General features: G+C 63.9%; 22 protein-coding genes and 1 pseudogene. 13 read left to right on the forward strand and 10 right to left on the reverse strand.

Going from position 1 to position 26,034, the window contains the following annotated elements; all coding sequences use genetic code 11:
- Positions 1 to 28: 28 nt before the first annotated feature.
- From OHB26_RS17085 to OHB26_RS17100, 4 genes are all read right to left on the reverse strand, one after another.
- Complete coding sequence (locus OHB26_RS17085) at positions 29 to 544, reverse strand: methylated-DNA--[protein]-cysteine S-methyltransferase (RefSeq protein ID WP_330185143.1); 516 nt, start codon at positions 542 to 544, stop codon at positions 29 to 31.
- Positions 541 to 2,028, reverse strand: coding sequence for a DNA-3-methyladenine glycosylase 2 family protein (locus OHB26_RS17090; protein WP_330185144.1), 1,488 nt, complete (start codon positions 2,026 to 2,028; stop codon positions 541 to 543). The genes OHB26_RS17085 and OHB26_RS17090 overlap by 4 nt, the downstream gene beginning before the upstream one ends.
- A gap of 208 nt (positions 2,029 to 2,236) precedes the next feature.
- Positions 2,237 to 2,476 carry a YbdD/YjiX family protein gene (locus OHB26_RS17095; RefSeq protein ID WP_330185145.1) on the reverse strand — a complete coding sequence of 80 codons (240 nt, stop codon included), beginning with the start codon at positions 2,474 to 2,476 and terminating at the stop codon, positions 2,237 to 2,239.
- 16 nt (positions 2,477 to 2,492) lie between these two features.
- Positions 2,493 to 4,829, reverse strand: a complete 2,337-nt coding sequence (locus OHB26_RS17100; RefSeq protein ID WP_330185146.1) for a carbon starvation CstA family protein — start codon at positions 4,827 to 4,829, stop codon at positions 2,493 to 2,495.
- 417 nt (positions 4,830 to 5,246) lie between these two features.
- On the opposite strand from OHB26_RS17100, the gene OHB26_RS17105 reads away from it, so the two are divergent.
- The 4 genes from OHB26_RS17105 to OHB26_RS17120 all read left to right on the forward strand — a co-directional run bounded on the left by OHB26_RS17105 (position 5,247) and on the right by OHB26_RS17120 (position 8,996).
- Positions 5,247 to 6,566 carry an ABC transporter substrate-binding protein gene (locus tag OHB26_RS17105; RefSeq protein ID WP_442942962.1) on the forward strand — a complete coding sequence of 440 codons (1,320 nt, stop codon included), beginning with the start codon at positions 5,247 to 5,249 and terminating at the stop codon, positions 6,564 to 6,566.
- A gap of 8 nt (positions 6,567 to 6,574) precedes the next feature.
- Positions 6,575 to 7,453, forward strand: coding sequence for a carbohydrate ABC transporter permease (locus OHB26_RS17110; RefSeq protein WP_330185679.1), 879 nt, complete (start codon positions 6,575 to 6,577; stop codon positions 7,451 to 7,453).
- Positions 7,450 to 8,283: a carbohydrate ABC transporter permease gene (locus OHB26_RS17115; protein ID WP_330185147.1), complete on the forward strand. Its 834-nt coding sequence runs from the start codon at positions 7,450 to 7,452 to the stop codon at positions 8,281 to 8,283. The genes OHB26_RS17110 and OHB26_RS17115 overlap by 4 nt, the downstream gene beginning before the upstream one ends.
- Positions 8,284 to 8,378: 95 nt before the next feature.
- A complete protein-coding gene (locus tag OHB26_RS17120) occupies positions 8,379 to 8,996 on the forward strand; it encodes an HAD domain-containing protein (protein ID WP_330185148.1) in 618 nt (205 codons plus the stop codon).
- Positions 8,997 to 9,054: 58 nt separating this feature from the next.
- On the opposite strand, the gene OHB26_RS17125 is transcribed toward OHB26_RS17120, so the two are convergent.
- Positions 9,055 to 10,017: a helix-turn-helix transcriptional regulator gene (locus tag OHB26_RS17125; protein ID WP_330185149.1), complete on the reverse strand. Its 963-nt coding sequence runs from the start codon at positions 10,015 to 10,017 to the stop codon at positions 9,055 to 9,057.
- Positions 10,018 to 10,118: 101 nt separating this feature from the next.
- Between OHB26_RS17125 and OHB26_RS17130 the strand changes: the two genes are divergently transcribed.
- The 3 genes from OHB26_RS17130 to ychF all read left to right on the forward strand — a co-directional run bounded on the left by OHB26_RS17130 (position 10,119) and on the right by ychF (position 13,250).
- Positions 10,119 to 10,748 (forward strand): TIGR03086 family metal-binding protein, encoded by a 630-nt coding sequence (locus OHB26_RS17130; protein WP_330185150.1) that lies wholly within the window; start codon positions 10,119 to 10,121, stop codon positions 10,746 to 10,748.
- Positions 10,749 to 10,846: 98 nt separating this feature from the next.
- A complete protein-coding gene (locus OHB26_RS17135) occupies positions 10,847 to 12,094 on the forward strand; it encodes a GDSL-type esterase/lipase family protein (protein ID WP_330185151.1) in 1,248 nt (415 codons plus the stop codon).
- A 55-nt stretch (positions 12,095 to 12,149) separates the two neighbouring features.
- A complete protein-coding gene (gene ychF / locus OHB26_RS17140; RefSeq protein ID WP_330185152.1) occupies positions 12,150 to 13,250 on the forward strand; it encodes a redox-regulated ATPase YchF in 1,101 nt (366 codons plus the stop codon).
- Between the two features lie 306 nt (positions 13,251 to 13,556).
- Here ychF and OHB26_RS17145 read toward each other — a convergent pair whose 3' ends face one another.
- From OHB26_RS17145 to OHB26_RS17155, 3 genes are all read right to left on the reverse strand, one after another.
- Entirely contained in the window at positions 13,557 to 14,078 is a 522-nt protein-coding gene (locus OHB26_RS17145) for an Imm1 family immunity protein (RefSeq protein ID WP_330185153.1), read from the reverse strand.
- The gene (locus OHB26_RS17150; RefSeq protein ID WP_330185154.1) at positions 14,056 to 15,990 is read right to left on the reverse strand and encodes a DddA-like double-stranded DNA deaminase toxin; all 1,935 of its coding nucleotides are present in this window, start codon (positions 15,988 to 15,990) and stop codon (positions 14,056 to 14,058) included. The genes OHB26_RS17145 and OHB26_RS17150 overlap by 23 nt, the downstream gene beginning before the upstream one ends.
- A 1,563-nt stretch (positions 15,991 to 17,553) precedes the next feature.
- Positions 17,554 to 18,216 carry a DUF6301 family protein gene (locus OHB26_RS17155; protein WP_330185155.1) on the reverse strand — a complete coding sequence of 221 codons (663 nt, stop codon included), beginning with the start codon at positions 18,214 to 18,216 and terminating at the stop codon, positions 17,554 to 17,556.
- Positions 18,217 to 18,537: 321 nt separating this feature from the next.
- Between OHB26_RS17155 and OHB26_RS17160 the strand changes: the two genes are divergently transcribed.
- The 3 genes from OHB26_RS17160 to OHB26_RS17170 are packed head-to-tail and all read left to right on the forward strand — an operon-like array spanning position 18,538 to position 22,543.
- A complete protein-coding gene (locus tag OHB26_RS17160) occupies positions 18,538 to 21,537 on the forward strand; it encodes a hypothetical protein (protein WP_330185156.1) in 3,000 nt (999 codons plus the stop codon).
- Positions 21,538 to 21,545: 8 nt separating this feature from the next.
- Complete coding sequence (locus OHB26_RS17165; protein ID WP_330185157.1) at positions 21,546 to 22,094, forward strand: DUF6301 family protein; 549 nt, start codon at positions 21,546 to 21,548, stop codon at positions 22,092 to 22,094.
- Positions 22,091 to 22,543, forward strand: a complete 453-nt coding sequence (locus tag OHB26_RS17170; RefSeq protein WP_330185158.1) for a TY-Chap domain-containing protein — start codon at positions 22,091 to 22,093, stop codon at positions 22,541 to 22,543. The genes OHB26_RS17165 and OHB26_RS17170 overlap by 4 nt, the downstream gene beginning before the upstream one ends.
- Before the next feature lie 77 nt (positions 22,544 to 22,620).
- On the opposite strand, the gene OHB26_RS17175 is transcribed toward OHB26_RS17170, so the two are convergent.
- The gene (locus OHB26_RS17175; RefSeq protein ID WP_330185159.1) at positions 22,621 to 23,400 is read right to left on the reverse strand and encodes a hypothetical protein; all 780 of its coding nucleotides are present in this window, start codon (positions 23,398 to 23,400) and stop codon (positions 22,621 to 22,623) included.
- A gap of 5 nt (positions 23,401 to 23,405) precedes the next feature.
- Positions 23,406 to 24,191 (reverse strand): annotated as a pseudogene (locus tag OHB26_RS17180) (alpha/beta fold hydrolase); the annotation flags it as partial.
- A 189-nt stretch (positions 24,192 to 24,380) separates the two neighbouring features.
- Between OHB26_RS17180 and OHB26_RS17185 the strand changes: the two are divergent.
- From OHB26_RS17185 to OHB26_RS17195, 3 genes are all read left to right on the forward strand, one after another.
- The gene (locus OHB26_RS17185; protein WP_330185160.1) at positions 24,381 to 24,614 is read left to right on the forward strand and encodes a hypothetical protein; all 234 of its coding nucleotides are present in this window, start codon (positions 24,381 to 24,383) and stop codon (positions 24,612 to 24,614) included.
- Positions 24,615 to 24,694: 80 nt separating this feature from the next.
- The gene (locus OHB26_RS17190) at positions 24,695 to 25,060 is read left to right on the forward strand and encodes a BlaI/MecI/CopY family transcriptional regulator (protein WP_330185161.1); all 366 of its coding nucleotides are present in this window, start codon (positions 24,695 to 24,697) and stop codon (positions 25,058 to 25,060) included.
- Positions 25,057 to 26,001 (forward strand): M56 family metallopeptidase, encoded by a 945-nt coding sequence (locus tag OHB26_RS17195; protein ID WP_330185162.1) that lies wholly within the window; start codon positions 25,057 to 25,059, stop codon positions 25,999 to 26,001. The genes OHB26_RS17190 and OHB26_RS17195 overlap by 4 nt, the downstream gene beginning before the upstream one ends.
- Positions 26,002 to 26,034 lie beyond the last annotated feature (33 nt).

Raw genomic sequence — 26,034 nt, forward strand, 5'->3', positions numbered from 1 at the left:
GAGCATTCGTTCAAATGCCTTGGGGGCGTCAGGCTTCGTGGTTCAGGAGCCAGCGCTTGATGTCCAGGCCCCAGCGGAAGCCGCCGAGGCTGCCGTCGGTGCGGATGACCCGGTGGCAGGGGACGAACAGGGCCGCGGCATTGCGGGCGCAGGCATTCGCGGCGGCGCGGGTGGCGGCGGGGCGACCGGAGGCGGCGGCGAAATCGGTGTAGGTGACCGGGTCGCCGGCGGGAATCTTGCGCAGCACCTCCCAGGCGTGGACCAGGAAGGGGCCCGAAAGCTGGCGCACCGTAATCGAATCGATGATGGTCAGATCACCCGAGTGGTATGCCTCGACGGCCTTGGTGACCTGTCCCAGTTCGGTCCGCTCATGCAGAGCGCCGGGGCGCAGGGTCGCGTGGATGAGGCCGCGGAGGTTCTCGGCGTCGGCAGTCCAGCCGGAGGCCAGTACCGCGCCGTCGGGATCGACCAGGGCGGTGAAGGGCCCCGCCGGAGTGGTGACGGTGGCGAAATCTGCGGTCGCGGTGACGGTTTGGGTATTCACGGTGCTGTTCTCACTTTCCGGGCGACAGGAGCGCCATCGGGGGTGGGCGCGGCCAGCGCGTGCTTCCACATGTGCATGGTCAGGTAGGAGCGCCAGGGCGCGAAGCGGGCGGTATCGGCCAGGTCGATATCGAGCAGGGCCGCACCCCGGCGCACGATCAGATCGGAGGGCAGTAGGACATCCGGATCCGCGAGTAGTCGCATGGTGACGTAGTCGGCGGTCCACGGCCCCACCCCATCCAGGGTGAGCAGGTCGCGACGCAATTCGGAGGCGGTGCGCCCGGCATGCAGAATCAGCTCACCGTCCGCGATCGCCCGTGCCGCGGCCGCGATCGCCTCGACTCGTCGCGCCGGTCCGGTCAGGACCTCCGCGCCGTGGGCGGCAATGGCGGCGGGAGTCGGGAACAGGTGTGAGATCGCGCCGGGAATGGATTCCCCGAGCGTCTGCACCAGCCGAGCGGTATGCGTATTCGCCGCCGCCACCGAGATCTGCTGCCCGATCATGGTGCGCAGCAGCAGTTCCGGACCGTCGAGACATCCGGGAACCCGAATGCCCGGTGACAGCGCACGCGGTTTCCCGGTAATTCCCGCCATGAGTGCCTCGTCGATGCCGATGGGGTCGGCATCCAGGTCGAGGAAGTGTCGGAGCCGGGCGACGGTGGGGGCCAGGTCACGCATATCGTGCAGGGCCAGTGAAGCACGCACGTGCCCGGGTTGGATGGACATGCGAATAGTGGTGTGGCCGTGCGGGGTTCGCAGGCTGCGGCTGTAGTGGCCGTCCTCCCAGAGTTCGATTCCGGGCACGGCGTGCGAGGACAGGAACCACTCCAGCCAGGGCTTGTCCAGCGGTTCGCGATACGGAAGTCGCAGTGTCAGTAGGCCATTCGTGGCGGGCAGGGTGTCGCCATTGCGGCGTCGCGATTCATCCCGCAGGGTGGTCGGGCTGACCGCGAATACCTCGCGCACCGTGTCGTTGAACTGCCGGATGCTCGCGAAGCCCGCCGCGAACGCGATATCCGACATGGACAGGTGTGTGGTCTGGATGAGCAGCCGGGCGGTATGCGCCCGATGCGCCCGCGCCAGGGCCAGCGGTCCGGCCCCGAGTTCGGAGGTGAGCACCCGGGTCAGCTGGCGCTGTGAATAGCCGAGCGTATCGGCCAGGGCGGGCACCCCGCCCCGTTCGATCACGCCATCGGCGATCAGTCGCATGGCCCGGGAGGCCAGGTCGGCGCGGGTATTCCAGAGCGGTGAGCCGGGTGCCGCATCGGGCAGGCAGCGACGGCAGGCCCGGAAGCCGGACTGTTGTGCCGCCGCGGCGGTAGGTAGAAAGGTGACGTTGGCGGGTTTCGGGGTGATCGCCGGACAGGAAGGGCGGCAATAGATTCCGGTGGTGCGCACCGCGGTCACGAACTGCCCGTCGAAGCGGGCATCCCGGGTGGCCACGGCGCGGTAGCACCGTTCGAAGTCCAGCTCGTTCGCACTCACAAGAACCACAATCGCAGCCCGGGAGACCGCGCGCTAGCGGAAAATGGACACGAGCACGCCCGCCTCCCCGAACCTTCAGCGCCAGGCTTGGAGCCGTCGATCGTTGGGCACGCGCACCTACCTGGGGAGCCGGCCCGATTATGGGCGTACCCGGGGAGTTACCCCGACCGTCGCGAAATCAGTTGTTGCGTTGACGTACGGACAACCTTCAGCAGCAGCGGTTGGCGGGGTTGCGGGCCGCCGCGTCGTGGCGGTCGCGCCAGTAGTCGCGTTCGCTGGGGACCGGGGCGTCCGGATGCTGGAACCGCAGGTGGTCGACGTAGCGCTGGTAGTCGTTGCCGCCGAGGATCGAGTTGAACCACCAGATCACGGCGCGCAGGGCACGGAGAACCGCGCGCCCCGCCGTCCGCAGCGGGGCTGCGGGCGACGGGGCGGTGGATTCGTTCATCGAGGACAAGTGTGACTCAGTGCGCGTGTGCCGTGGCCGCACCGGTGGGTTTGATCTTGCCTTCGGCGACGAGGGTGTCCCACTCCTGCTGGACTTCCTTCTCCGCCTTCGTGGCCAGGAAGGAGCTCGGCCCGAAGATCTTCGACGGTTCCTCGGGCGATTCGGTGGTTTCCGCGACCCCCTTGCGAATGGCGCGCAGGCACACCCACACGCCTACGACGGCGACGATCAGCACCAGCACCGCGAACACGATCGACAGCGTGCCCTGGATGAAGGTATTGCGAATCGTCTTCTCCAGGTTGTCGATCTGCGTCTGCAGCGCCGCCGCGTCCGCCACTCCCTTGGGCAGCTGCCCGGAGTCCTGCGCGGCGAGGTAGGCGTCCCGCTTCACGATGGTGTTGTGGTGCAGCGTCCAGTAGCCGATCTTCGGATCACCCGAGAAGATCTTCTGGAACGAGGCCGTCATGGTGACGATCAGATCCCAGACCAGCGGTAGCGCCGGAATCCAGGCCCACTTGACCAGGCCCTTCTTCACCACGATGGCCAGCACCACGGTCAACGCCACCGCCGCCAGCAGCTGGTTGGAGATACCGAACAGCGGGTACAGCGTATTGATGCCGCCCAGCGGATCGGTGACACCCATGAGCAGCACCGAGCCCCAGGCCGCGACCACGATCGCCGAACACAGCCACGCGCCGGGCAGCCAGGACGGATCCTTGAACTTCTTGGCCGCGCCACCGAGATTGCCGAGCGAATCCGAGAGCATGAACCGCGCCACGCGGGTTCCCGCGTCGATGGTGGTGAGGATGAACAGCGCCTCGAACATGATCGCGAAGTGGTACCAGAACGCCTTCAGCCCCGAGCCGCCGAACAGCTTGTGCAGCACCTCGGACATGCCGATGGCCAGCGTCGGCGCACCACCGGTGCGCGAGACGATCTTGCTCTCGCCGATATCGGCAGCGGCCTGATTCAGATAATCCGGGGTGATCGGATCACCCTGCAGTCCAAGGCTGTTCACATAGGTGGCGGCTTTCTCCGCAGTGCCCCCGGTGACCGCCGGACTGGCGTTCATGGCGAAGTACAGGTGCTGATCGATAATGCTGGCGGTGATGATCGCCATGACCGCGACGAACGACTCCATCAGCATGCCGCCGTAGCCGATCATGCGCGCCTGCGACTGCTTGGCCAGCAGCTTCGGCGTGGTGCCGGAGGAGACCAGCGCGTGGAATCCCGAGAGCGCGCCACAGGCGATGGTGATGAACAGGAACGGGAACAGGTTGCCCGCGAACGCCGGACCGCTGCTGTTGCTCGCGAACTGCGAGATGGCGGGCGCGTGCAACACCGGCATGGTGACCAGTACTCCGATCGCCAATAGACCGATGGTGCCGATCTTCATGAAGGTCGAGAGGTAGTCGCGCGGGGCGAGCAGCAGCCACACCGGCAGCACCGAGGCGATGAAACCGTAGATGATCAACATCCAGGCGATGCTGGTGCCCGACAGTGTGAAAAGGTCACGGCCCCAACCGGACCCGGCGACCCAGTTGCCGGAGATGATGGCCAGCAACAACAGTGCGAAGCCGACCAGCGAGATCTCGCCGACCTTGCCCGGGCGCACGAAGCGCAGGTAGACGCCCATGAACAGGGCGATCGGAATGGTCATGGCAATGGAGAACACGCCCCACGGGCTGCCACCCTCGAGTACGCCGGTCTTCGCATTCGGTGTCGCCGCAAGGGCATTCACCACCACGATGCCGAGCACGGCGAGCAGGATCATCATGATGACCAGCACGGCCACGATGGCGGCGACACCGCCGACCACACCGAGTTCGTCACGCGCCATCTGCCCGAGGCTGCGGCCGCGGCGCTTCACCGAAGCCCACAGCACCAGATAGTCCTGCACCGCACCGGCGAACACGACGCCGACAATGATCCAGATGGTGCCCGGCAGATATCCCATCTGCGCGGCCAGCACCGGTCCGACCAGCGGGCCCGCGCCGGCGATGGCGGCGAAGTGATGCCCGAACAGCACGCGGCGGTCCATCGGCATGTAGTCGCGGCCGTTCTCCAGCTCTTCGGCCGGAGTGGCGACGTCATCCCGCGGTTTGGTGATCTTCCATTCGATCAGCCGCGAATAGAACTGGTACGCCAGCACATACGTACAGACCGCGGCGATCACGATCCAGACGGCATTGACATCTTCGCCGCGCATGAACGCGAGAATCGCCCAGGCGATCGCGCCGAGTACGGCGATGGCGAGGAAGATGCCCTTTTTGGCGGGCGTGAGGGGCGTCCGGTCCACGACACCGACCGGAGGCAGGTCGGGGTCCGTCCGGAGGTATTCGATGGTCGCCATGCGACAACTCTCCCGTGCGGTACAGCGGATCTAACTGATTTCGAGCCCAACGTAGCGGAATCGACACGCCTGAAATGCGGCTTTCGGCAGCCGTTCATCAAGTGTCGGACCGACGGGTATGGGTGACCCGGTGGACGCTGTGTGCCGGGAGACGAGGTGACGCAATCCGGCTCGGGCTCCCGCGAGTCCGCGTGTTCTCCGCGTGTCGCAGGTTGCTCTCCGTATGCTGCCATGCTGATCTGAGACCTGGGCCACAGGGTCCGAGACCGGAGGAGACCCTCTTGACCGGGAGGTCGTTTCATTCATGCCCGTACTTTCGGCGCTGGACTGGTGCCGCCGACCGATATGCGACGAACGGTGGATTCGCTGCGGCAAACGGTAGGAAATCCACGATGAACGGTGACCGGGCAGCGCGCCGTGCGTATTGATCCCGTCGTCTCGCGTCGCACGCTGCTCGGCGGCGCGGCGGCTGCGGCCCTCGCCGGTGCGGTCGGCGGCTGCGGCGGGGGCGACGACGATGCGGTCACCTTCTTCTTCCAGGCGCGGCCGGAGGAAGCGCGCTCCCGGCTGTTGCTCATCGACGAATTCCGGAAGCGGCGGCCCGATATCAAGATTCGGACGATCATGTCCGGGCCGGATCCGCTCCAGCAGATGCTCACCTACTGCGCGGGCGGGAAGTGCCCCGATGTATTGATGTCGTGGGAGCTGCTCTACGCCGAGTTGGCCGAGCGCGGGGTGCTGGTGGATCTGCGCGAATTCCTCGACCGCGATCCGCGATACGCCGCCGAGTTGGCGGCGGACGGGTACGCACCGCTGCGCGAAACCTTCCGCTGGCGGGGCGGGCAGTACGCGCTGCCCGAGCAGTGGTCCGGGGTTTTCCTGTACTACAACCGGAAGCTGTTCGAACAGGCGGGAATTCAGCCGCCCGCGCGCTGGTCCGACGCCTGGTCCTTCGCTGAATTCCTCACCGCCGCACAGACGCTCACCCACCGTGATGCCGACGGCCACACCGGGCAATGGGGTTTCGTCGATGCCTGGGTGCCGTACTTCTCGGCCGCCTGCTTCGGTATGAACAATGGCGCGCAATGGTTCACCCCGCCGGTGCGGCCCGAGCGCACCAATATCGGCGATCCGCGGTTCGCGGAGGGGCTGCAGTTCTACGCCGATCTGGCGGTCCGGCACCGCGTCGCCCCGAGTGTCGGTGACCGGCAATCGGTTTCGGCGCAGGACCTGTTCCGGAGTGGTCGTGCGGCCATGCTCATGGGCGGACACTGGCTGTACTCGGAGTTCACCGGGCGCGATGATCTCGACTTCGATGTGACCGTACTGCCGGTCGGACCGCATGGAGGTCCGGGCGCGATCACCGATGTCGGCAGCACCGGACTCGCCATCGCCGCCGCCAGCCCGCGCCGCGAACAGGCTTGGGAATTCGTGAAATTCGCGACCGGACCGGAGGGGCAGGCACTCATCGCGGCCTCCGGACTCTTCGTTCCGGTGCTCGAATCAGCCATGCACGCAACGGGTTTCGCCGCGGCACATCGCGGTATCCGCAACTTGGAGGTCTTCACCGACGGCCCGGCCAACTCCCGTCAAATGGCGGTCACACCCCAGTGGGGCAAGGTCGAATCGCTGCTCGAACGCGGTTGCAATCGGGTACTGCGCGGTGCGGCGACGGCGGATTCACTGAGCGGGCAGACCGCCGACGATATCGACGCCGTCCTGCGGGCGGCGATATGACCAATGCCCTGGCACGGCGACGGGCCCGCGCCGGAGTACGGTTCATCGCCCCCAATCTGGCCGCGGTGGCGGTGTTTCTGCTCTTCCCGCTCGGGTTCTCGCTGTATCTGAGCTTCCACTCGTGGGATCTGTTCAGTCCACCCCTGTTCGTGGGTGTGGATAACTATCGCAGGCTGTTCTCCGAGGATCCGCTGTTCTTCATCGCGCTGCGCAATACAGCCGTCTTCACCCTGCTGACCCTGGTACCGACCGTGGTGGTGAGCCTGGCCGTGGCCGGACTGCTGAATCGAAAACTCCGGGGGATGGGCATCTTTCGCACCATCGCCTTCCTGCCGCTGGTGGCCTCGACGGTCGCCATGGCGGTGGTCTTCCGCTTCGTCTTCGCCAGCGATGACGGGCTGGCCAATCTCTTCCTCGGCTGGTTCGGCATCTCCCCGGTGCCGTGGCTGACCGATCCGGATTGGGCGCTGGTCTCGCTCGGTCTGGTGACGGTGTGGAAGAGCGTGCCGTTCGCCACCGTCATTCTGCTGGCAGCCATGCAGGGCGTGCCCGAAAACCTCTATGAGGCAGCGGAGATCGATGGCGCGGGACCGCTGCGGCGGTTCTGGTCGATCACCGTGCCGTTGATTCGCGGAGCGCTGTCCTTCGTCTTCGTCATCACCATCATCAATTCGGTGCAGGCGTTCGATCAGGCGTATGCGCTCACCGGTGGCAATGGCGGACCCGAGACCGGCACCTATGTTCTTGGGATCATGCTGTTCCAGAACGCTTTTCGCTTCTATGAAATCGGCTACGCCTCGGCGCTCGCCTGGGTGATCTTCGCAATCCTGCTGGCGCTCACGCTGATTCAGCTGCGTCTGTCGCGGCGTGCGGAGGCGGAGCTGTGAATCGGTCCGCGAAGCGAGTCATCCGCGTCCTGCTCATCTACGTCGCATTGATCGCAGTCGCCTGGTGTGCCTTGGCTCCCATCCTGTGGGCGGTCTCGGCCTCGCTGAAATCCGAGGGTGAGCTCATCGATCCGTCGGCTCTGCCCGCGCACCCCCAATGGTCCAATTACACAGACGTTTTCGATGCCATTCCGCTCGGCCGCATGCTGCTCAATACCGCCGTCTACGCCCTCTGCGTCACCGCCGGTCAGGTCTTCTTCTGCTCCCTCGCCGGATATGCCTTCGCGCGCTTGCGTTTTCCCGGACGCGAGGCGCTGTTCCTGGCCTACCTGGCCACCCTGATGGTTCCGCTCACCGTCACCGTGATCCCGCAATTCCTGCTCATGCGCGCCTTCGGCTGGATGGACACCCCCTGGGCCATGATCGTCCCCGGCCTCTTCGGCAGCGCCTTCGGCACCTATCTCATGCGGCAGTTCTTCGCCACGCTCCCAACCGAATTGGAGGAGGCCGCCACCCTCGACGGTTGCACTCCCTGGCAGATCTACTGGCGCGTCCTGCTCCCACACGCCCGCCCTGCCGTCATGGTCCTGGCTGTGCTGACCTGGATCACAGTCTGGAACGACTTCCTCTGGCCGCTGATCATGATCCAGCGCAACGAATACGCCACCGCGACCCTCGGCTTGGTCCGCCTCCAAGGCCAGTACACCACCAACTGGCCACTACTGATGGCCGCCGCCACCCTCATCCTGCTGCCCCTGCTCCTCATCTACGCCGTAGCCCAACGCGCCTTCATCCGCGGCATTGCCATGTCCGGCCTGGGCGGTCGTTGAGCGGTCGGCTTCGCGAAATCCGCTGGCACCGGCGCGGCCGCTGGTCCATGCTGGGCGGGCCGAAGCGTTTCACGCCCGGGCCGAGGGGGAGACATATGGCCGAGACGAGACCCGCGATTCTGCTCGACGTGGATGGGCCGCTGAACCCATTCGCAGATAGCGAAACACCTCGCGCCCCGGGGTATCGGGCACACCTGTTGCGCCCCGAGATCTTTCCCGGCCGCCCTGCCGAGAACCGCACCGTCTGGCTGGATCCGGCGCACGGCCGTCAACTCCTGGAGCTGGCCGCCGAAACTCAGGCCGATCTGGTCTGGGCCACCCTGTGGGAACACGAGGCCAACCGCCTGCTCACCGTGCCGCTGGGCTTACCGCACCTCGAGGTGATCGCCTTCGACGGCACTGCCTTCCGGCACGCCAACGGCCACCACGCGAAACTCCCCGGTATTACCGCCTGGGCCGGAACCCGCCCCCTTGTCTGGTTCGACGACCAATTCCAGCCCGGCGACGAGGACTGGGCTGTCGACCGATCCCGAGACACCGCCCCCACGCGCATAGTCCCGATCGATCCGTCCATCGGCCTCGCGGCCGCAGACCTCGACAACGCCCGGGATTTCCTCCTACGTCATCAACGCGCGCAGGCTCTCACTCGGCTGGGTGAGATGGCGGATCGAGGTGAGTTCGACGAATACCTCACCGGGCCCAGAGCCGAATAGCCCTGGCCCGCAGCTCGGCGGTGTACGGCATCGCGTTCCATGTCACGGAATGCGGGGTTCAGCGCTCCGGGGGAGTGGCGGCGGCGTAGCGGCGAGCCAGTGTCCGCAGGTGCGCCACCAACTCGGGCGGATCGTCGACGCGGAAATCCATCATGAGCATGCTCAGATAAATGGCGATGGTCTCCAATCGGTCCGCGCCGGTGAGGAGTACACAGGAGTGCTCGTCGATGGGCTCCACCACGCCGACCGTCGGATTGACCCGGGCGATCACCGTTTCGGCGGACTCCAGCACGGTGACGCGGGCATGCACTTTCCAACCGGCGGAGGCGATTTCGCGCAGGACGAAGGCGACCAGATCCGCTTCGGGGAGCGCGCGGGCGGCGAATACCCGACTCGTCCGCTCCACCTGCGGCAGATCGGCGACGGGAAGCGCACGCCAGGAGTGGGTTTCGAGGCTGTAGGCGACCAGGAACCAGCGGCGCTGCCAGCTGATCAGCCGGTACGGCTCGAGCTCGCTTTCGTGCCCGCCGGTGCGCAGGGTCGTGGTGCCGCGAATGGCGGTGGCGATGGTGGTCAGGGTCTCCGCGGGTACCGGCGCGTCCGGTTCTTGTGAGCCGGTGACGGACGGACCCACCTCGGTACTGCTGCGCAGCGCATTCACTTTGTGCTGCAACCGTTTCGGCATAATGCGCTGCAATTTGGCGAGTGCCCGCGTAATGGTCGCGTCGATATCCGCGACCCCTGTACTCCCGTTCTCGGTGAGCCCCATGGCGACCGCGACCGCCACCGCCTCCTCGTCATCGAGCAGCAGCGGCGGCATATTCGCGCCCTGTCCGAGCCGATAGCCGCCGATCGGCCCGCGTTCGGCATGTACCGGATAGCCGAGTTCGCGTAGCCGGGCGATGTCCTGCCGCAGGGTTCGATCGGTGACCGCGAGACGTTCGGCCAGCTCACGACCGGTATGGGTGCGGTCCTGCAGGAGCGAAAGCAGCCGCAGCAGCCGGGTTGTGGTCGAGGTCACATCCACCTCTTCGGAATCGGCCGAACTATTAGGAACGAAATTAGCCTAATTGCCTCATACCTTTATCTCAACGGATTGAAACAACCTGAGAGGCAAGAACAATGAGCGCCGATTCGCAGACCACCGCCACCCCCGCCGCCATCCTCGCCCCGGTCTGGCGGGATGTGCTCGCCACCTCCTACCGCGCCCTTACCGACGCCGTCGCCGGTGTCGCCGACGACCAGTGGCAGCTCGCCACCCCCTGCTCGGACTGGACCGTCACCCAGGTCGTCCAGCACGCCGCCGGTGATCAGCTCGCCTACGCCAAATTCCTCGGCATCGGCGACGGCCCGGCCTACGACCCCTTCTCCCCGTCCGGCACCGTCGACGGCACCCCGGCCGCATTGGTCGCCGCCGCGATCGAGGAGACCGCCGCCGCCTGGGCCACCGTCGCCGACGATGCCGAAACCGTCCCCACCCCGCTGCCGCACGGCGAACTCCCCACCCCGGTCGCGGCCGTCATGTGCGCCCTCGACGCCGCCGTGCACGCCTGGGATATCGCGATCGCCACCGGACAGCCCTCCCCGCTCACCGAGGAGCTGGCGGGGCACCTGCTCACCGCCTCGCGCGGATTGGTGGAGCCGCTGCGACAGTGGGGCGCGTACGCGGCCGTCATCGAATCCGACTCCGCGAGCGCCACTCCCGTAGTCGATGAGCTGCTCGGATACCTCGGCCGCGAGCCCCGCGCCTGAATCGCCACGAGAATTCGGCGGCTCGATGCGAGGCTGGTGTACATGCGCGGTGTTCATTTCGCTGGAACGGCCCGGGGCCGATGAAGCGGAATGCCGCCGTGCGTGTCATCGCCGCCGTCCTCGGTCTGTTTCTGGTCTTCGCTGCCGCCACCGCCTCGGCGCCGGTCGTCGCGCCGGGGTGGCAGCCGATCTGGGTCAGCGCCCTGCAACGCCCCGGTGAAAGCTTCGCACCCAACTGGTCCGGTGTCGGATTCGGGAATCAGACTGTGCGCCAGGCGATTCGGGTCAGCGATGCGGGATCGATACTGCGACTGCGGTTGTCGAACCGGTTCGGCACCCAGCCGCTGCGGGTGCGGGGTGCGACCATCGCGCGCAGTGCGGGCGGTGCGGCCGTGTATCCGGACAGCTTGCGGCCGTTGACAATCGACTCCGCCACCGCGTTTCGGATCGAGCCCGGCGAGGACGCCGTCACCGATCCGATCCCACTGCCGGTGCGGGCACTGGAACGGTTGACGGTGACCCTCTACTTCGCCGACGCCACCGGTCCGGCGACGTATCACGCTCAGGCGCAGAACACTTCATATCTCGCCTGGGATGATCATCGCGCCGATGCCTCCGGTAACGCCTTCACGGTGAATTCGTCGTCCTGGTACTACCTGGCGGGTGTGGAGTCCGAGATCGGGTTACCGCGCAGGCCGGCGGTGGCACTGTTCGGGGATTCGTTCACCGAGGGCGTCGGCTCCACCTATGACACGCATCGCAACTATCCGGATCGACTGGCCGAATACTTTGCCGCACAGGGTAATCCGCGTCCGGTTCTCAATCTCGGCATCGGTGGCAACTGTCTGACCGTCGATTCCCGATGGCTCGGGGACAGCGGGCTCTCCCGCTTCCGTAGTGAGGTGCTCGAGCAACCGGGCGTCGGGACCGTGGTGATCCTGGAGGGGATCAATGACATCTGGCTCGACAGCCGGGTCATGGCGCAGAGCGCTCCTGTCCCGGGAGCCTCCGCCGAACAGCTGATAGCCGGATATCGCACACTCATCGCGCAGGCGCACACCGCCGGGCTGCGAGTGCTCGGCGCGACAATGCTGCCCGCCGCGGGCTCGGCTTTCGGCAATGGCGACCGCGCGCTCTACACCGCACGCGATCGCGTCCGCCGGGCGGTGAACGACTGGATTCTCACCTCGGGCGAGTACGACGCCGCGGTGGATACGGCCGCCGCGCTCGCCGATCCGGCGGATCCGAATCGACTCGCCCCCGCCTTCGACAGCGGTGACCACCTGCACCCGAACGACGCCGGATACGCGGCGCTGGCGGCCGCCGTCGCCGCCGTGCTGAATTGATGCGGCGCGGCCCGGGTCCGTTCGGTCGTAAGTGCGCAGGTAAACTCTCGTTCTCGTGAGTCTCACCCTCGGAATCGTCGGCCTGCCCAACGTCGGAAAGTCGACGCTCTTCAATGCGCTGACCCGCAACGACGTGCTGGCGGCGAACTACCCGTTCGCCACCATCGAGCCGAATACCGGCGTCGTGCCGCTGCCCGATCCGAGGCTGGCCAAGCTCGCCGAAATCTTCGGTTCCGAGCGCCAACTCCCCGCTGTGGTGACGTTCGTCGATATCGCCGGCATCGTCAAGGGCGCCTCCGAGGGCGAGGGTCTGGGCAATAAGTTCCTCGCCAATATCCGTGAGGCCGACGCCATCTGCCAGGTCGTGCGCGTCTTCGCCGACAGCGATGTGGTGCACGTCGACGGCAAGGTCGATCCCCTCGCCGATATCGAGGTCATCGAAACCGAGCTCATCCTCGCCGATATGCAGACCCTGGAGAAGGCGGTCGTCCGCCTCGAAAAGGAAGCCCGCATCAAGAAGGACCGCAAGCCGGTCGCCGATGCCGCCGCCCAGGCGCAGGCCATCCTCAACAGCGGCCGCACCCTCTTCGCCGCCCAGAAGGAGCTCGATGTCGAGCTGCTGAAGGAACTTTCGCTCCTGACCATCAAGCCCTTCCTCTACGTCTTCAACGCCGACGAAGCCGTCCTCACCGACGAGGCCAAGAAGGCCGAACTGAAGGCCGCCGTCGCCCCCGCCGACGCCGTCTTCCTCGACGCCAAGATCGAATCCGAACTCATCGAACTCGACGACGAGTCCGCCCTGGAGCTCCTCGAGTCCATCGGCCAATCCGAACCCGGCCTGCACGCCCTGGCCCGCGCCGGCTTCCACACCCTGGGCCTGCAGACCTACCTCACCGCAGGCCCCAAGGAATCCCGAGCCTGGACCATCCACCAGGGCGACACCGCCCCCAAGGCCGCCGGCGTCATCCACACCGACTTCGAACGCGGCTTCATCAAGGCCGAAATCGTCGCCTTCGACGACCTGGTGGCAGCCGGTTCCATGGCGGCAGCCAAGGCCGCGGGCAAGGTCCGCATGGAAGGCAAGGACTACGTCATGGCCGACGGCGACGTCGTCGAATTCCGAAGCGGAGTAGCATCACCGTCGAAGAACAAGTAGGTCGCGCGAAACCGCTACCTGCACAGACTGGTTGAACCCTGCCCATCTGGGTAGGGTTCTGTCGTTCGGTTCAGTGCTGTTGGCCGTGTACGGAGGTGCTCCGTATCAAGGCGCAGTAGCACCTCGATATGTAGGCGTTGTCGTTCTCGCTCGGGGAGCGTTGATCAGAAACATGCGACTGAGACACGCCAGGTCTAGAAGTAAACTACGTAGATTCCTCGCAAGAAGTTGTGCGCAGCACCTCTGTAGTCACGACGTCAGGCCGGCATATTCGATGCTTCTGCAGTGAGAAAGCCGCACATTGCGTCAGAATGGCGGATCCGAGTAATCGGGACTGGGCGCTTGAGATTCGGAGTTCAAATACTTGTCGTCGTCATCATCGTCGTCGAGGATCCAGCCGTGCCACTCCTGCCATTCCACACAATCTGGTTTCCCGCCATTACTGTCAAACAGTTGAATTACAGCGGCTTTCACGGCATCAAGGGGGATTTGTGAACCCGGTGCGAAAAGTCTCTCGTTGCCGAAGTCATAATATGCGACAGGTTCATTGCTAAGGTATTTCCCTTTGCTGTAGACGTCACCTTCGGCAGCAATGTAGCGGAGGCATCCTAGAGGCTCGGCCGCTCGAACGCCTATATCCATTTGAACGACATAGATTCCTTCGGAGTTGCGCACTGCTATTGACAGGAGGCTGCACTCCTCGTTGGTAGAGGAGTACATCTCATCGATGATCGCGGCGAGGTCCTTGCCGGAGGACGGGACTATCGGATCGTCGACATGCCGAGGAAGATATCCGGCATCGAATTTATAAACTTCCACTGTTCCCATCAATTTCCTTAAATTTCGATCCTTTATAAATCCTATACCCGCCAGGGTAAATCACGGTAATTGATCCCTCGGGATCCACGAGATAGGGCAAGGCGAGGTCGCAACCTCGGAGGCAAGGGCCACTTGAATTATTGATGACAATCTTGAGGTTCTTGATCCCGAGGTCTCTGGCGACGATGGCGGCTTTCATCTCTACATCCGCCGCGAATTTAGGATCTGCATTGCGGTACAGAACCGGGGTGAAGGGCATTTGCTTGATCAGTGCCATTGCTCGTTTCCACGGCGCTTTCTGGTCGCTGGTGATGGCAGCGGCCGGATCCTTCCCGTAAGGGTAGGGGATCTGCCGGTCGGTTGCGGCGTCCAGCGCAAAGCCGCTAGTAGGACCCGCAGTACGATCTGGAAGATCGTCGAACGCTTGTCGTACGCCCGGCGTATCGATGTCGTCGGGGAAGCGACCGTCACGGTCGGGACCGAGAGCTCTACTCTTAGACCCATGGTCCAGAGTGGGGCGACCGTTATTACTCGATCCGCTGTTGCTTGGTGGTGGCTGGTGTCCGGTACCCGAGCTGTCTCGGCCTGCGGCGAGATGCGGGTCGGTGCCGCGTGTTGTGGGGCCTTGGGGATGGGGCGGTGTGCCGCCTGGGCCGGTGTGTGCCATGGCCCGGGTGGTGGTTAATTGTGCGATTTCGGCCTGGGTCAGGGATTCGACGAAACCAACGACTTGGTCGGCGAATACTCTTTCGGCGGCTCGGAGCTCTGTGAGGTGTTCGTGCAGTTGCGCGAATTCGGACGCGGTGAGCTGGGGGTGGGAATCCAACACAGGTTTTATCGACCCGACAGGAGACACGGTGGCGGGATGAGATGCGCCGGGTCCGAGGGTTTTTGGTGTCGGCAGGGGTTCGACCGGTGTGGGCGGTAGCGCTTCGGGAGGGCCCGAACGCCCCGCCGCGGCTTTACCGAGCCCGAATAGAGCGAGCCAGACCACAACGTCGTTGATGTTGCCGAAGTTGGGAAATAGTCCGGTTGCCATGCCGAGGTGGTTCAGGGCTCCGGGGATGTTTCCTTTGTCGTATTCGACCTTCGCGGCTTTGGCGTTGTCGCCCATGGCTTTCCCGACGTCGTCGGGGGTGGGCAGGTTGGGGTGGAGGTCGAAGACTCCTGCGGCGGCGTTGATGTTCTGGCCGATGCCGCTCCATCCGACGAAGCCGCTGACGACGTTGCCCGCGGCGCTGAGAGTGCCTTTGACGGTGAGGTTGTCGAGCCATTGCCGCCATGCTTTGGCGGGGTCGTGGTCCGGGTCCACTGCGGCGGCTTGTATGAAGGCTTGGCCTTGTGGCGTGAGTGATCCGCCGCTGGCGGCCGCGCCCAAACCTGCACCGATATTGGCGATCGAGTGTTGGACGGTGCCCAGGGTGGTGGCGATCCCGTTTTTGACGAAGTTGCCGGTCTTGGCCCACCATCCGTCATCGCTGGTGTCGGGGGCGGGTAGGTGGTTGACGATGCCGCCGGCGGCGTTGTATTCGGTGATGGCGCCGTCGGCGGAGAGGGTGCGGTAGCCGCCGCCGGGTAGTGCTTCGGCGATTCCTTTCTCTCCGGTGGCGGGGTTCTCGTACGGGCCCGAGGGCACGCCTTTGTCGTTGACGGTCAAGGTCGTGCCGGCGGTGTTGGTGATCCGCAATCCGGTGCTGCTGGCGGCGACTGAGGCGATTCCTGTTGTCGGGCTGGTGATATCGATACGAGTCAGACGCTCGTCGTTGTCGAATGTGGCTGTCCAACTCGTTCCGCCGTAGAGGGGATGGGGCTGGTTGACCGTGGCTGTGCTGGTGGAGACCAGAACCGGTGCCATGCCGGGGAATGCGACGAGCTTCGCGGTCGCGACGACCGTGACGGGATAGGTGGTCCCGTCGGGCATAGTGAGGGTGTCCTCGTGCGATACCGGGGGTTGGGGTGCGAGGCTGATCGTGGGTAGCAGAGTCGTGACTGGGGGCTGTACTGGCACTACGGGTGGTTGTTTCGGGAGTGACCGGGGTGCCGTCCGGGTTGTAGGAGGCGGGAAAGAGGACCGCCAGACCGGGATCGATCGACTTGGGCACGGTGGGAACCGTTGGCACGGACTGTCCAGGGGTGATGCGGGTGCCATCGGGGTTGTAGAGGTTCGGGAACAGCAGAGGGTTCGGTGGCGTGGTCGGTGGGGATGCGGGGGAGTCACCGGTGCGGGCTGAGTGGCGGCGGGCGAAGTGGTATTGGGTTGTGTGCCAACCCCGTTGATCTGTTCTTCGAGTTTGTCGATCCGATGCGGGTTCGGTCGCACCGGCATGATCGGTGCAGCGATCTCACGCACCACCGACGGCGATGCGGTCGTCTCGGGCACCAGGTCCTGCGCGGCGAGGACTCGTCCGAGGGCACGCGCGGCGCCAGCTGCGTCGCGCACGTTCACGTTGACGACGCGGGGGCTTTGGTTTCCCCGCGAGCCTTGTTCGGCAAAGCCGTCCGGGTTGGCCGGGGTCATGGAACTGAGCCAGTCCGAGCGCCGACGAAAGTCCAAGGCTGGGGCAGTCATGACCGACCTTTCCCGCCAGGTGATTGGCCAAGACGGTGGGTGCCGTGGCGCACCGGTCCGATGGATTGGGTGTCGGTCATCAGGTATCAGGGCCTTCCGAGGGCGGAAACAACAACGACCCCGGCCCACACAGGGGAACGGGGTCGCAGGGGGGTCACCAAGCCCCAGGGGGTGGGGCCGATGTGAGGGATTGCGTCGGAGATCGATGGGTGCTGTCACTGGGACCTGCGACGCGGACACATGCACGACGATCGTGAGGTCAAGACCCTGGCTCTACAAAGGCGCGGCTCGCGCACTCTCAGTGAACAGAAGTGCGGGCGGGACCGGCGATCGGGAGAGGATCATGAAAACCGTTGTGCTGCAACCACTTATGGCCGAAGTCCGAGTGCAGCAGCCTTATCGTGATTCGCGTTGGGCTATTCCTCCACTGGACATGAGCACAGCGCTACCACAGCCGAAAGCTGTGGTAGCGCTGGTTTTTGAGTGGAAGCGCTCCGAACTGTCAGGTCTCAGCACCCTGGAATTTGGGTGGAGGCACAACCGTGGCGCTGTACCTAGCATCACCGAAGCGAACATGACTTGTCAAGAGCGGGTGATCGGGTAGCCCGAATCTCCAGGTGACGGCCGGTTTTGCCGTCGGGATGTATTGCGTACCAACGACATCGATGTGGTTACCTGGTGCGCCACCGTCGACATTCATCGAATCTGCACGGCAGGAGCGGCGGATCTCAGGATGCAGAGGTTATTTCGGTTCGGAACGTGACTCGATGTATGAGCAGCGCGTTTGACGTGCAGATATTGGACGTCGACGTGGTCGAATTCCGTTTCAACGTCTAATTTGCTGCGGCACAACCCGTAGTCACCTGAGCCCCGTCCGAACGCGGATGGGGCTCAGTCGTTTTCGCGCCCAGATGTTCATCGGTTCCACGGCCAGTAATGGTCCACGTCGGGTGTTTCCTCGGGATCGAGTTGGGCATCGATCTCATCCCGCCAGGCTTGGTATGCAGGACTGACCAGCGCCACATTGCCCGATCCATCACCGACGGTCAGCGTCAGTACAAGGTTTGGCAGGTCCCATCGCACTCCGAAGCCGGGTACGCTCCACCACTCTGTCGGTCGCTGCCCCACCAGATCGAATGCCCGTTGGACAAGGTCGTCGAATGCGTTGAGCAGCAGTGGTTTTACGGCCGGGTCATCGACGACATCGGCGTAGTAGAACCAGATCTGCTTGATCGGGCGCGGTCTCCCGGGCAGGACCGTGTTGTCGAGGAAGACCATGACGTCGGTGCGGTTGATATCGAGATCGGTGTTGATTGTTGGAGGGCGCTTGTCGAGGTCTTCGAGTTGCCAGCCGACCCGCGAGGTGAAGGCATGCAGGTCATCGGCTGTCCAGGTCCAGTCGAAGACCATAGCGGCCTGTATGACCCGAATGGCTCGGTCGAAATCTACTCGCATCGGTGCACTCTGCTCTTTCCTGGTGGGACAGGACTCGGGGCCCCGTTCGGTGATCCGGGCGGAGCTCTGTCGTTTCAGGCCGTACCGAGAATGAGAATGTTGGTCGGTCAGCCAGGCTGTCACACCTTAGGCGCTACGCTTGGTGCAGCAGAAATGGTTGTGCCGCAATAAGAGTCGGCATCAGTCGCTCATCACCCTGTGTGGACTCGGGGCGGCGCTCGCTCGGTGTTCGAGAAACCCTCCATCTTCGACCCGCCGCCTGCTGCGAAAACGCACTCGCGAGGAACTGCGCGTCGTATTCGGAATCCCAAAACCAAAGGTGCCCAGCGTAAGCCGGGTTCCTTCGATTTTCCATATCACGAACTGGAGCTTGCGATGGCGGATCCGATAGGTCCCCCGACTACCGGCACAGACCAATGGGGCCAACGAATTGTCAGTACTCCTATGCCCGACGGAACAACGCGGATTGACACCCAGCATGGTGGCAGCGACGGCGCCGGTCGCCCGTGGACCACCACGGAGTTCCAGACCAACCCCGTCACCGGGCCGCAGCCTCAACAGAAGCCCGCGAATTCCCAACCGCCACAACACATAGACCCCGGACTTGTACAGCAAAACCCGATCCTGCAGGCGATGTACAACCCTGATGGGTCACTCAAGAACGCCGGTCCCACGATCGGCGACGCGGTTGGCCTGACTCCAGAACAGCAGCAACTGGTCCCTGCTCTCGCACCGCAGCATATGGCGACCGGTACACAGGTCCAAGTCGACGTCAGCACTGAAGAAGGTCTCCTTCGGGAGGTCCGGACGATCACCGGTCCCGGCCTGGACCAGCCGATCATCATGCGGAACGAAACACTGACCGTGTCACCCGGCAATACGGTCACCTCCCACTACTCCGGCCCTGTCGGACAAGGCTTGCTGACCGGAATGGAGGTCCACCAGGAGAATCCCAACGGCTCGATCCTGGACTTGAACCTCGGCTCGGACCATCACTTGCTGAGTTTCACGGTCGCGAACAAGAACGATAAAAGCGCCCCGCAGGCATTCGTTCAGGAATACGACGACAAGAACAATCCCATCCCGAATCACTTCATCAGTACCGATCCACAGAACAATCGCAAGTACCAGATCACCATTACTCCCGACAGTAATGGATTTCCGACCTCGTTCAGCGCGCCGACGTCATCCTTCATCAACGAGCCACCGAAGCCCGGATGGTTGGACCGGAAGATAAATGACCTCGGCGACAGTCTCGAGACCGGTCTACTGCATCTGAGCAATCCAGCCGCTGTTTTGAACAACGAGCAAGTACACACCGACCCCTATTTCAACGAATTCCGTGGCATCCTCACCAGCGCCCTGAAACTCGACTACCAGCTCATCCTGGCACCGTACGTCGACGTCGCACACTTCCTGACCGGACCCGTCGTGCAAGGGCTGGCGTCAATTCCCGCGGCGATCGCACCTGGTGATCCCGGCGTGCAGAGCCTGGCCGACCTCGGCCACAACTACAACGACAGCAAGCCCAGCATGTCGGACGCCGCGATCGACGCCGCCATGATCATGCCGTGGGATCGGATCGCAGTCCCCCTGTTCAAAGGGATCAAGGGCCTGACCGAAGGTGCACATCTCACCACGGTCGGCGACGCAACCCTCCGGCAGCTGATCCAAGCCGCAGACCAGGTCCCCGGTCTGATCGGATTCGGCGACGCACTCCGCGCCGCCGCGGCACAAGACGCGCTGAACGACACCATGCGCGGACTTAATCTCGGCGAGGACGGCATCCCCAAACCGAACTCGGCAAGTATTGCTCCAGGTGCCGGATCACCCGGCGCGGGCCTCGAACAGCGGCCCCCGGGGCTTGTGCCCAGCTCTCCGGAAGGCGTTGGCCCCCAGGCACAGTCGCCTCTCAATTCCATGCTGGCCCGACTGCTCCTGGCAGCCACGGTTGTCCTCGGTCCGGAGGCACACCTTGCTGTGCCCGCCGACTTGGCGGCGATCGTCCACTCCCTCGCACCCGACAGCGAACTGGCGAAAGTGCTCGAGCAATTGGGCGATCATGGCCCGGCGACTCCTGGGGGAGGATTGACGGTAGACGGGCTCCCATGGGAGCCACGTGGCCCCAGAGCGCAACAAAACCGTGGTGGCAAACAACCTCCGAAACCCGGTGATGGTGGTCTCACGGACCCGCCGGCGGATCTTCCGGACTGGGCTTCTCCAGATTGGCCTCCTCCAAATTTCAAGCGTCCGCCGAGTTACCCGGACTACTTCTGGGACAACACCAACTGGGATACCAGACGTGGGCAACCCCGATGGAAGGAAGGGGCCCAATCACCTGATGGGAAACCAATCGGCGGGCAGGTTGCGGAAGACCCATGGTCGACAAAAGATATTTACTTCGATGCCAATGCACTGAGGGTCGAAGGTCAGACCAAGACCGCTCTTACTTCGCTTCCAAAAGAGGGTGCGGACGTACAAAAATACTTGGATGAAGCAAAAAAAGTCGAAGATGAGCGGGCGAGGATAAAGGGTGAGCTTGCCGAGCTGAAAGATGCTGACTTCGCCAAGCTCAATGGCAGTAAACGTCACGATGCTTTCGACCAATTGGAGCTCGCCAACCCTGGGCAAGAAGGCAAAGTTGAAGCAATTCGCGAGGCGGTAGAGAAACTCCACGGCTTGGAGGGAGGTTACCGCAAAGCCGGTGAAGACCTTGGTATGGCAGGGGCTCGAGCGGAAAGGGACGCAGAAGGCGGGCATCCACTGTCTGAGGAAAGTGGACCGGGCGTTCTGGATTTGGTATTCGCCTCTAAGGACGGAAAACTCGTAGTCTGGGATGCCAAGGGTGGTGGTCCTCCCAATCTGGGCGACGGTGCAATGATCGACAACCCGCGAGGAGGCCCTCGGGTCCGGGCGCGGGAGGGAAGTCCTGAATATCTATCTGCGTATCTCAAAAAGCAGCTGGAGAAGGATCCTGGGCTACTAGAGAGAATTGAGCAACTTGACGCAGAGAAAGGATGGAATCTGAAGGGTGACCTGGAGCGCGCGATAAATGGCGATACGTCCGGAATCGATTACCAGGCCATCCAGACCGATAAAAACGGGAAGATCCAGTTTTGGGACTTCAAATCCAAGCCCGGTAAGGCGAATCCAGCGCATCCCGACTATCAAGAACCTGTACCTCCGGAGAACAATCCCCATGCGGACAGTATTAGCTCATCTGGTGACAACATACTGTCCCAAACCTTGGCGGCAACGATGGCGTCGCTATCAATGTTGATTCCTCGTTCTCTTCCGATCAACTTGCCTCAAAATCGGCCGGACGGTCAGCCTGTGACTCAGTCGGCGGCATATAGTTTGCAGATTGCGATTCCTGCACCGATGAGCATCGGGCAGATCGAAGCTCGAAAAGCGTTGGGCTACGGCGCCCGTTTTCTCAGATAGGCAATAGAATGACGAACCGCCAGCTGTACTATCGGGCCATGCGCTCAGGTATGGACCGTGCCGAGGAGATTGTCCGCATTGCGGCACGGCTTGATTGGACATGGACGATAGCGGACATCGACCGGTTTTCTTCGGCGACCGGCTGGGCTGTGCTACGTCGTTCGACCTATGGGGCGACCATGCAGACGGATCTGATGGTTCCACTCCCAAAGGCATCTGTATACACCAGTGGTGACCAGCTCAAATACTTCAGTATCGCGGTGACTGACACGAATTTCGGCGAGCCGCCCAGCGATCCCGAAGGTGTTGTCGATGATTTCGCGGCGCTCGGTGTCTGGATGATGACGGAACTGGGGCGACCGGCCCGACGGACTCCCGGTGCGGAGTCTTCCATCCGATGGGATCTGCCGAATCTGGTTGTCTCCCTGTCCACGCTGGGCACGCAGGTTCGCCTGCGGTTGATCAATCCCGCGTATCAGGAGAAGGAGGACCACTACGACAGCGAGGTTCGGCCGTGGCTGGATGCGGAAGAGAAAGCGGCGGGCGAGGATCAATGACTGCTGCGGTGAATGATGAAGTGTGGCAGGAGTTTTCGATTGCGCTGGCGTCTTTCGTGGCGCGGCTGCCCGCGTGGAGCAACCTCGTTTTCGAAGCGGAGGGGAACCGGTTCGTCGCGTTCCTGATGTCCGATCGAGTACTGGCTTGCGAGGTGGTGTGCAACCGGTATTTGGAACCGGACTATCGCATGACGCCGGACGATGAGGTGCGGATGCGATTGGATGGCTGGGGTGATCCCGAGCGGGGGCACAATTGGATCCGCTTCCTGGCTTGGCCTGCTCCGAGAGCCGCCTACCGGGACCTCACGGATCGCGTAGTGACCGCGCTCAGAGATGTTCTAGGCGTTGAGCAGCCTGACCGGTTGACGTTGAAAGGTTGGCCTGCCAATCCAGATAATGCGCCCGATGCCACCAAGCTCGGTGTCAAGGTCGTGCCCCCGATGAGCTGAACTGATACATCGCCTGAGCGCAGCACCGCGGGACAGCCTGATGTTGCATGCGGGACGGCGCCAGGGGATCGAGTGAGTTACAACAGGTCCCGCTGGTTGTCGGGTATGCCGGAGCCCGCCAGGGCGGGAACGGAATCCTCGTCGCGCAGTAGGGATTTGATGCCGAGCCTGAATTGATCGAGTTTGTCGATGATGGTTCGGCCCTCGGGGGTGTGTCCCCAGATGCTGATGCCCTGGTATGTGGTTGGTTCCCAAGTGATTTCGTTCACGACGATGGGGTTCCAGCCGACCTCCCAATCGAATCCCGATGGTGCCACCGCGTAGAACGACAGCTCCTTGTCGTTGGTGTGCTGGCCGACGCGCATCTGATGCGGCTTCTTGGTGATGATCGCGACGTGGCCCAGCCCGGCGTCGCCGGTGACGAACCCGCCCCGATTCGCCATCCGCAACGGTGTGTCGCTGACGGTGGCACGGGCGAACACTTCCTGTGCCAGCCCATTCGGGCCGGGGAAGCGGACCAGTCGCTCCACACCGCGCAACGCCGCTTCTTCCGAGCTGCCCTCGACGATCGGGACCCCATGGCGGGTCACCCGCGACAAGATCTCGTCGAATGTCGCGTGATCGTCGATATGCCAACCCAGGGCTGTCACATCTTCCGCGGGCCCGCGTTGTAGCAGGAAGCGACATCGGTTGTCGTCCAGCCGAAATCGCATGACGTCGGTGAGGGTCTCATCCAGGTGCATGCCGATCGCGTCGTGTCCGAAGCGCCGCCAGTCGGCGAACCGATTGGTTTCGATCACGATGTAGCCGATGTGTACGTTGCCGAACACCGAGTGGCCAATTGTGTTGGGTGTCATGACGTTTACCTCCCCGGCTGGGAGCGGGCCCAGGCGGCGGTAGGGGTGAGGAAGTCCCGCACGAGCTGGTTGAAGAGTTCGGCGCGTTCCCACTGCATCCAATGCCCGGTCTCCGCGGTCATCACCAGTTCGGCATTGGGCAGGATATTGAGCAGGGCTGGCCCGCCCGAGGGCTTGTTGACCTTGTCGTTCTTGCCCCACAACACCAGCGTCGGGGTCCGCAGATTTTTGAGGCCGCCGTCTCGGGTGAGGTCCGCGCGCCACAAAGTCCGCGGCGACGTGGGTCGGCGCAGGATGGGATCGGCGACGACTTCGGGGTCGATCGAGGCTTGGTAGCGCCGCTCGATGAGCTCGTCGGGAACCGAATCACCTTCGTAGACAAGGTAAGTGCGGATGAATGTGGCAAGCTTGTCGCGGCTGGGCCCGCTGCCGGTGTGGTAGTTCAGCAGGCTGTTCATTCCGGCCGTGGGCAGGCCGCACGTGGTACCGATGCCAGCGGGGCCCATCAACACCAGCTTGCCCACCCGGTCGGGAGTGTCCAGCGCCAGCCGCAGTGCGGCCGCGCAGCCCAGGGAGTTTCCGACGAGGTGAGCGGTGTCGATGCCCAACTGATCGAGCAAGCCGCGGATCATGTCGGCGAGGTAGCGAACGGGATCGGCGTGATCGGGCTTCTTCGTGGACTGCCCGTAGCCGGGCAGGTCGGGCACGATGACCCGAAATCGCTTGGCCAGAGCGTCGATATCGCGCGAGTAATTCGAAATAAGGACGCCCTGCTCGCCGCCGTCATCGAGCGCAGCTTTCGGACGTGGCTCGATGCGTGGGAGTTCCCCGCTGACGGCTCCTCGATCGAGCGTGTCGAGATATTGGCCGCGCAGACCGCGAAGGCCGTGCTGGAATTTCCGGACTTCGTGCGGCTGGGGCTGATGTTGGCGTTGGAACGCCGCCCCGTCGAGCCGCAGGCTCGAGCTCGGTACCTGGAGGTGCGCGACGAGGCACAACGCGTGCTCGGCCAGGTGCTGCTGTCATTGAAGCCGGGGCTGAGCAAGTCGCAGGTGCATGCATTGACGACTTACACATTGGCCGGGGCGGATGGCCTCTTCATCGCCAAGGAGATCGGCGGAGACTCCGTCGATCTGGTCGCATTGTTGACGATGCATGCCCATTCGGTCATCGACAACGCCGATCGCATGCTCAGTGAGAGTTCGGAATCCTGACCATGATTCGGTCGATAGTAGATTGGGCGTTCGTCCGGGGGAGGTCACCGGAACGGTGGCTGATCGAATGAGGTGGAGTGATGAAGGGGCTGGGCGCGCTCGAGAGCCAGGTGATGGCGGTGTTGTGGGACAGTGCGGAGGCGCTGTCGGTGCATGACCTGGTGGAGCGGCTCAGCAGTGACGAGCGGGTTCCGGCGTACACCACGGTGTTGACGGTGGTGACGCATCTGTTCGAGAAGGAGTGGGTGCGGCGGGAGAAGGTGGGGCGGTCCTATCGGTATCTGCCCAGCCGGAGTCGGGCCGAGGCGACCACGGATTTGCTGCGGGAGATTCTCGATGACAGTCCCGATGCGCCCGCCGTGCTGTTGCATTTGGCGCGGACCGCCAGTGTGCGTGAGGTCGAGGCGTTGCGGCGGGGGATTTCCGGCGACGAGCGTCGCGAATGATCGTTATCGCCGCGCTGGTGGCGGCCGGAATCGCACTGGGGGTGGTGGTGCCCGCGGTGCTCACCCGGGTGGATTTCGGGGCCGCGCCGGGGGTGGGGATGATGGCGTGGCTGGGGGCGATCGCCGCTGTCTTCGGATGCGGGGCGCTGGTGTTGATCGCATTGGCGTGGCCGGGGGATCCGCCGGGGGAGGAGTTCGCGGGTGGGGTGGTGCGGAGTTTGGCCGCGATCGAGCCGGTCGTCGTGACCTGGACGGCGCGGCTGATCATGCCGGTGGTGGCGATCGGCATGATCGTGCCGACCGGGCAGTTGGCGTGGATTGCCCTCGGGCACAGGGGACGTGGGGTGGCGCGGCGGCGTCGGCATAACGAGCTGGTCGAGATATTGGGGCGGGCCGATCCGGCGGGGGCGAAGGTGGTGCGGCTCGACCATCCGATTCCCTTGGCGTACAGCGTGGCTGGGCGCGGCGGGTATGTGGTGGTGACCGACGGGCTGGCGCGCTGCCTGACCGATGCGCAGTGGCATGCGGTGCTCGCGCACGAACGCGCGCATCTGCGCGGGTTCCACCATCACATTCTCGGCGTGTGTCAGGTTCTGGCCCGGGCCTTTTGGTGGATTCCGTTGTTCGCGGCGGCCCCGGCCGCGCTGACCACGCTGGTGGAGTTGGCCGCCGATCGCACGGCCGCCGCCTCGACCGATCCACAGGATCTGTGCGCCGCGCTGAATACCGTTGCCGCCCACGCGACCACGCCCGTGACGCCGCTGGGATTCGTCGATGAAGCGCTGGCGATGCGGCTCGAATGTCTGTCGTCCGCGCCGGAGTCCCGTTCGGCGGCACGGCGTATGGCGGCGGTCATGGCCTTCGCGACCATGCTGCTGGCGCCGATCGCGTCGGTGGTCGCGGTGGGGCTGAGTGCCGGACTGGTCTTGCTCCTGGTCTGAGAATCGCGAAAAACTATGCTTCATAGTATTTTG

This window comes from Nocardia sp. NBC_01503 (assembly GCF_036327755.1).
Taxonomy (GTDB): domain Bacteria; phylum Actinomycetota; class Actinomycetes; order Mycobacteriales; family Mycobacteriaceae; genus Nocardia.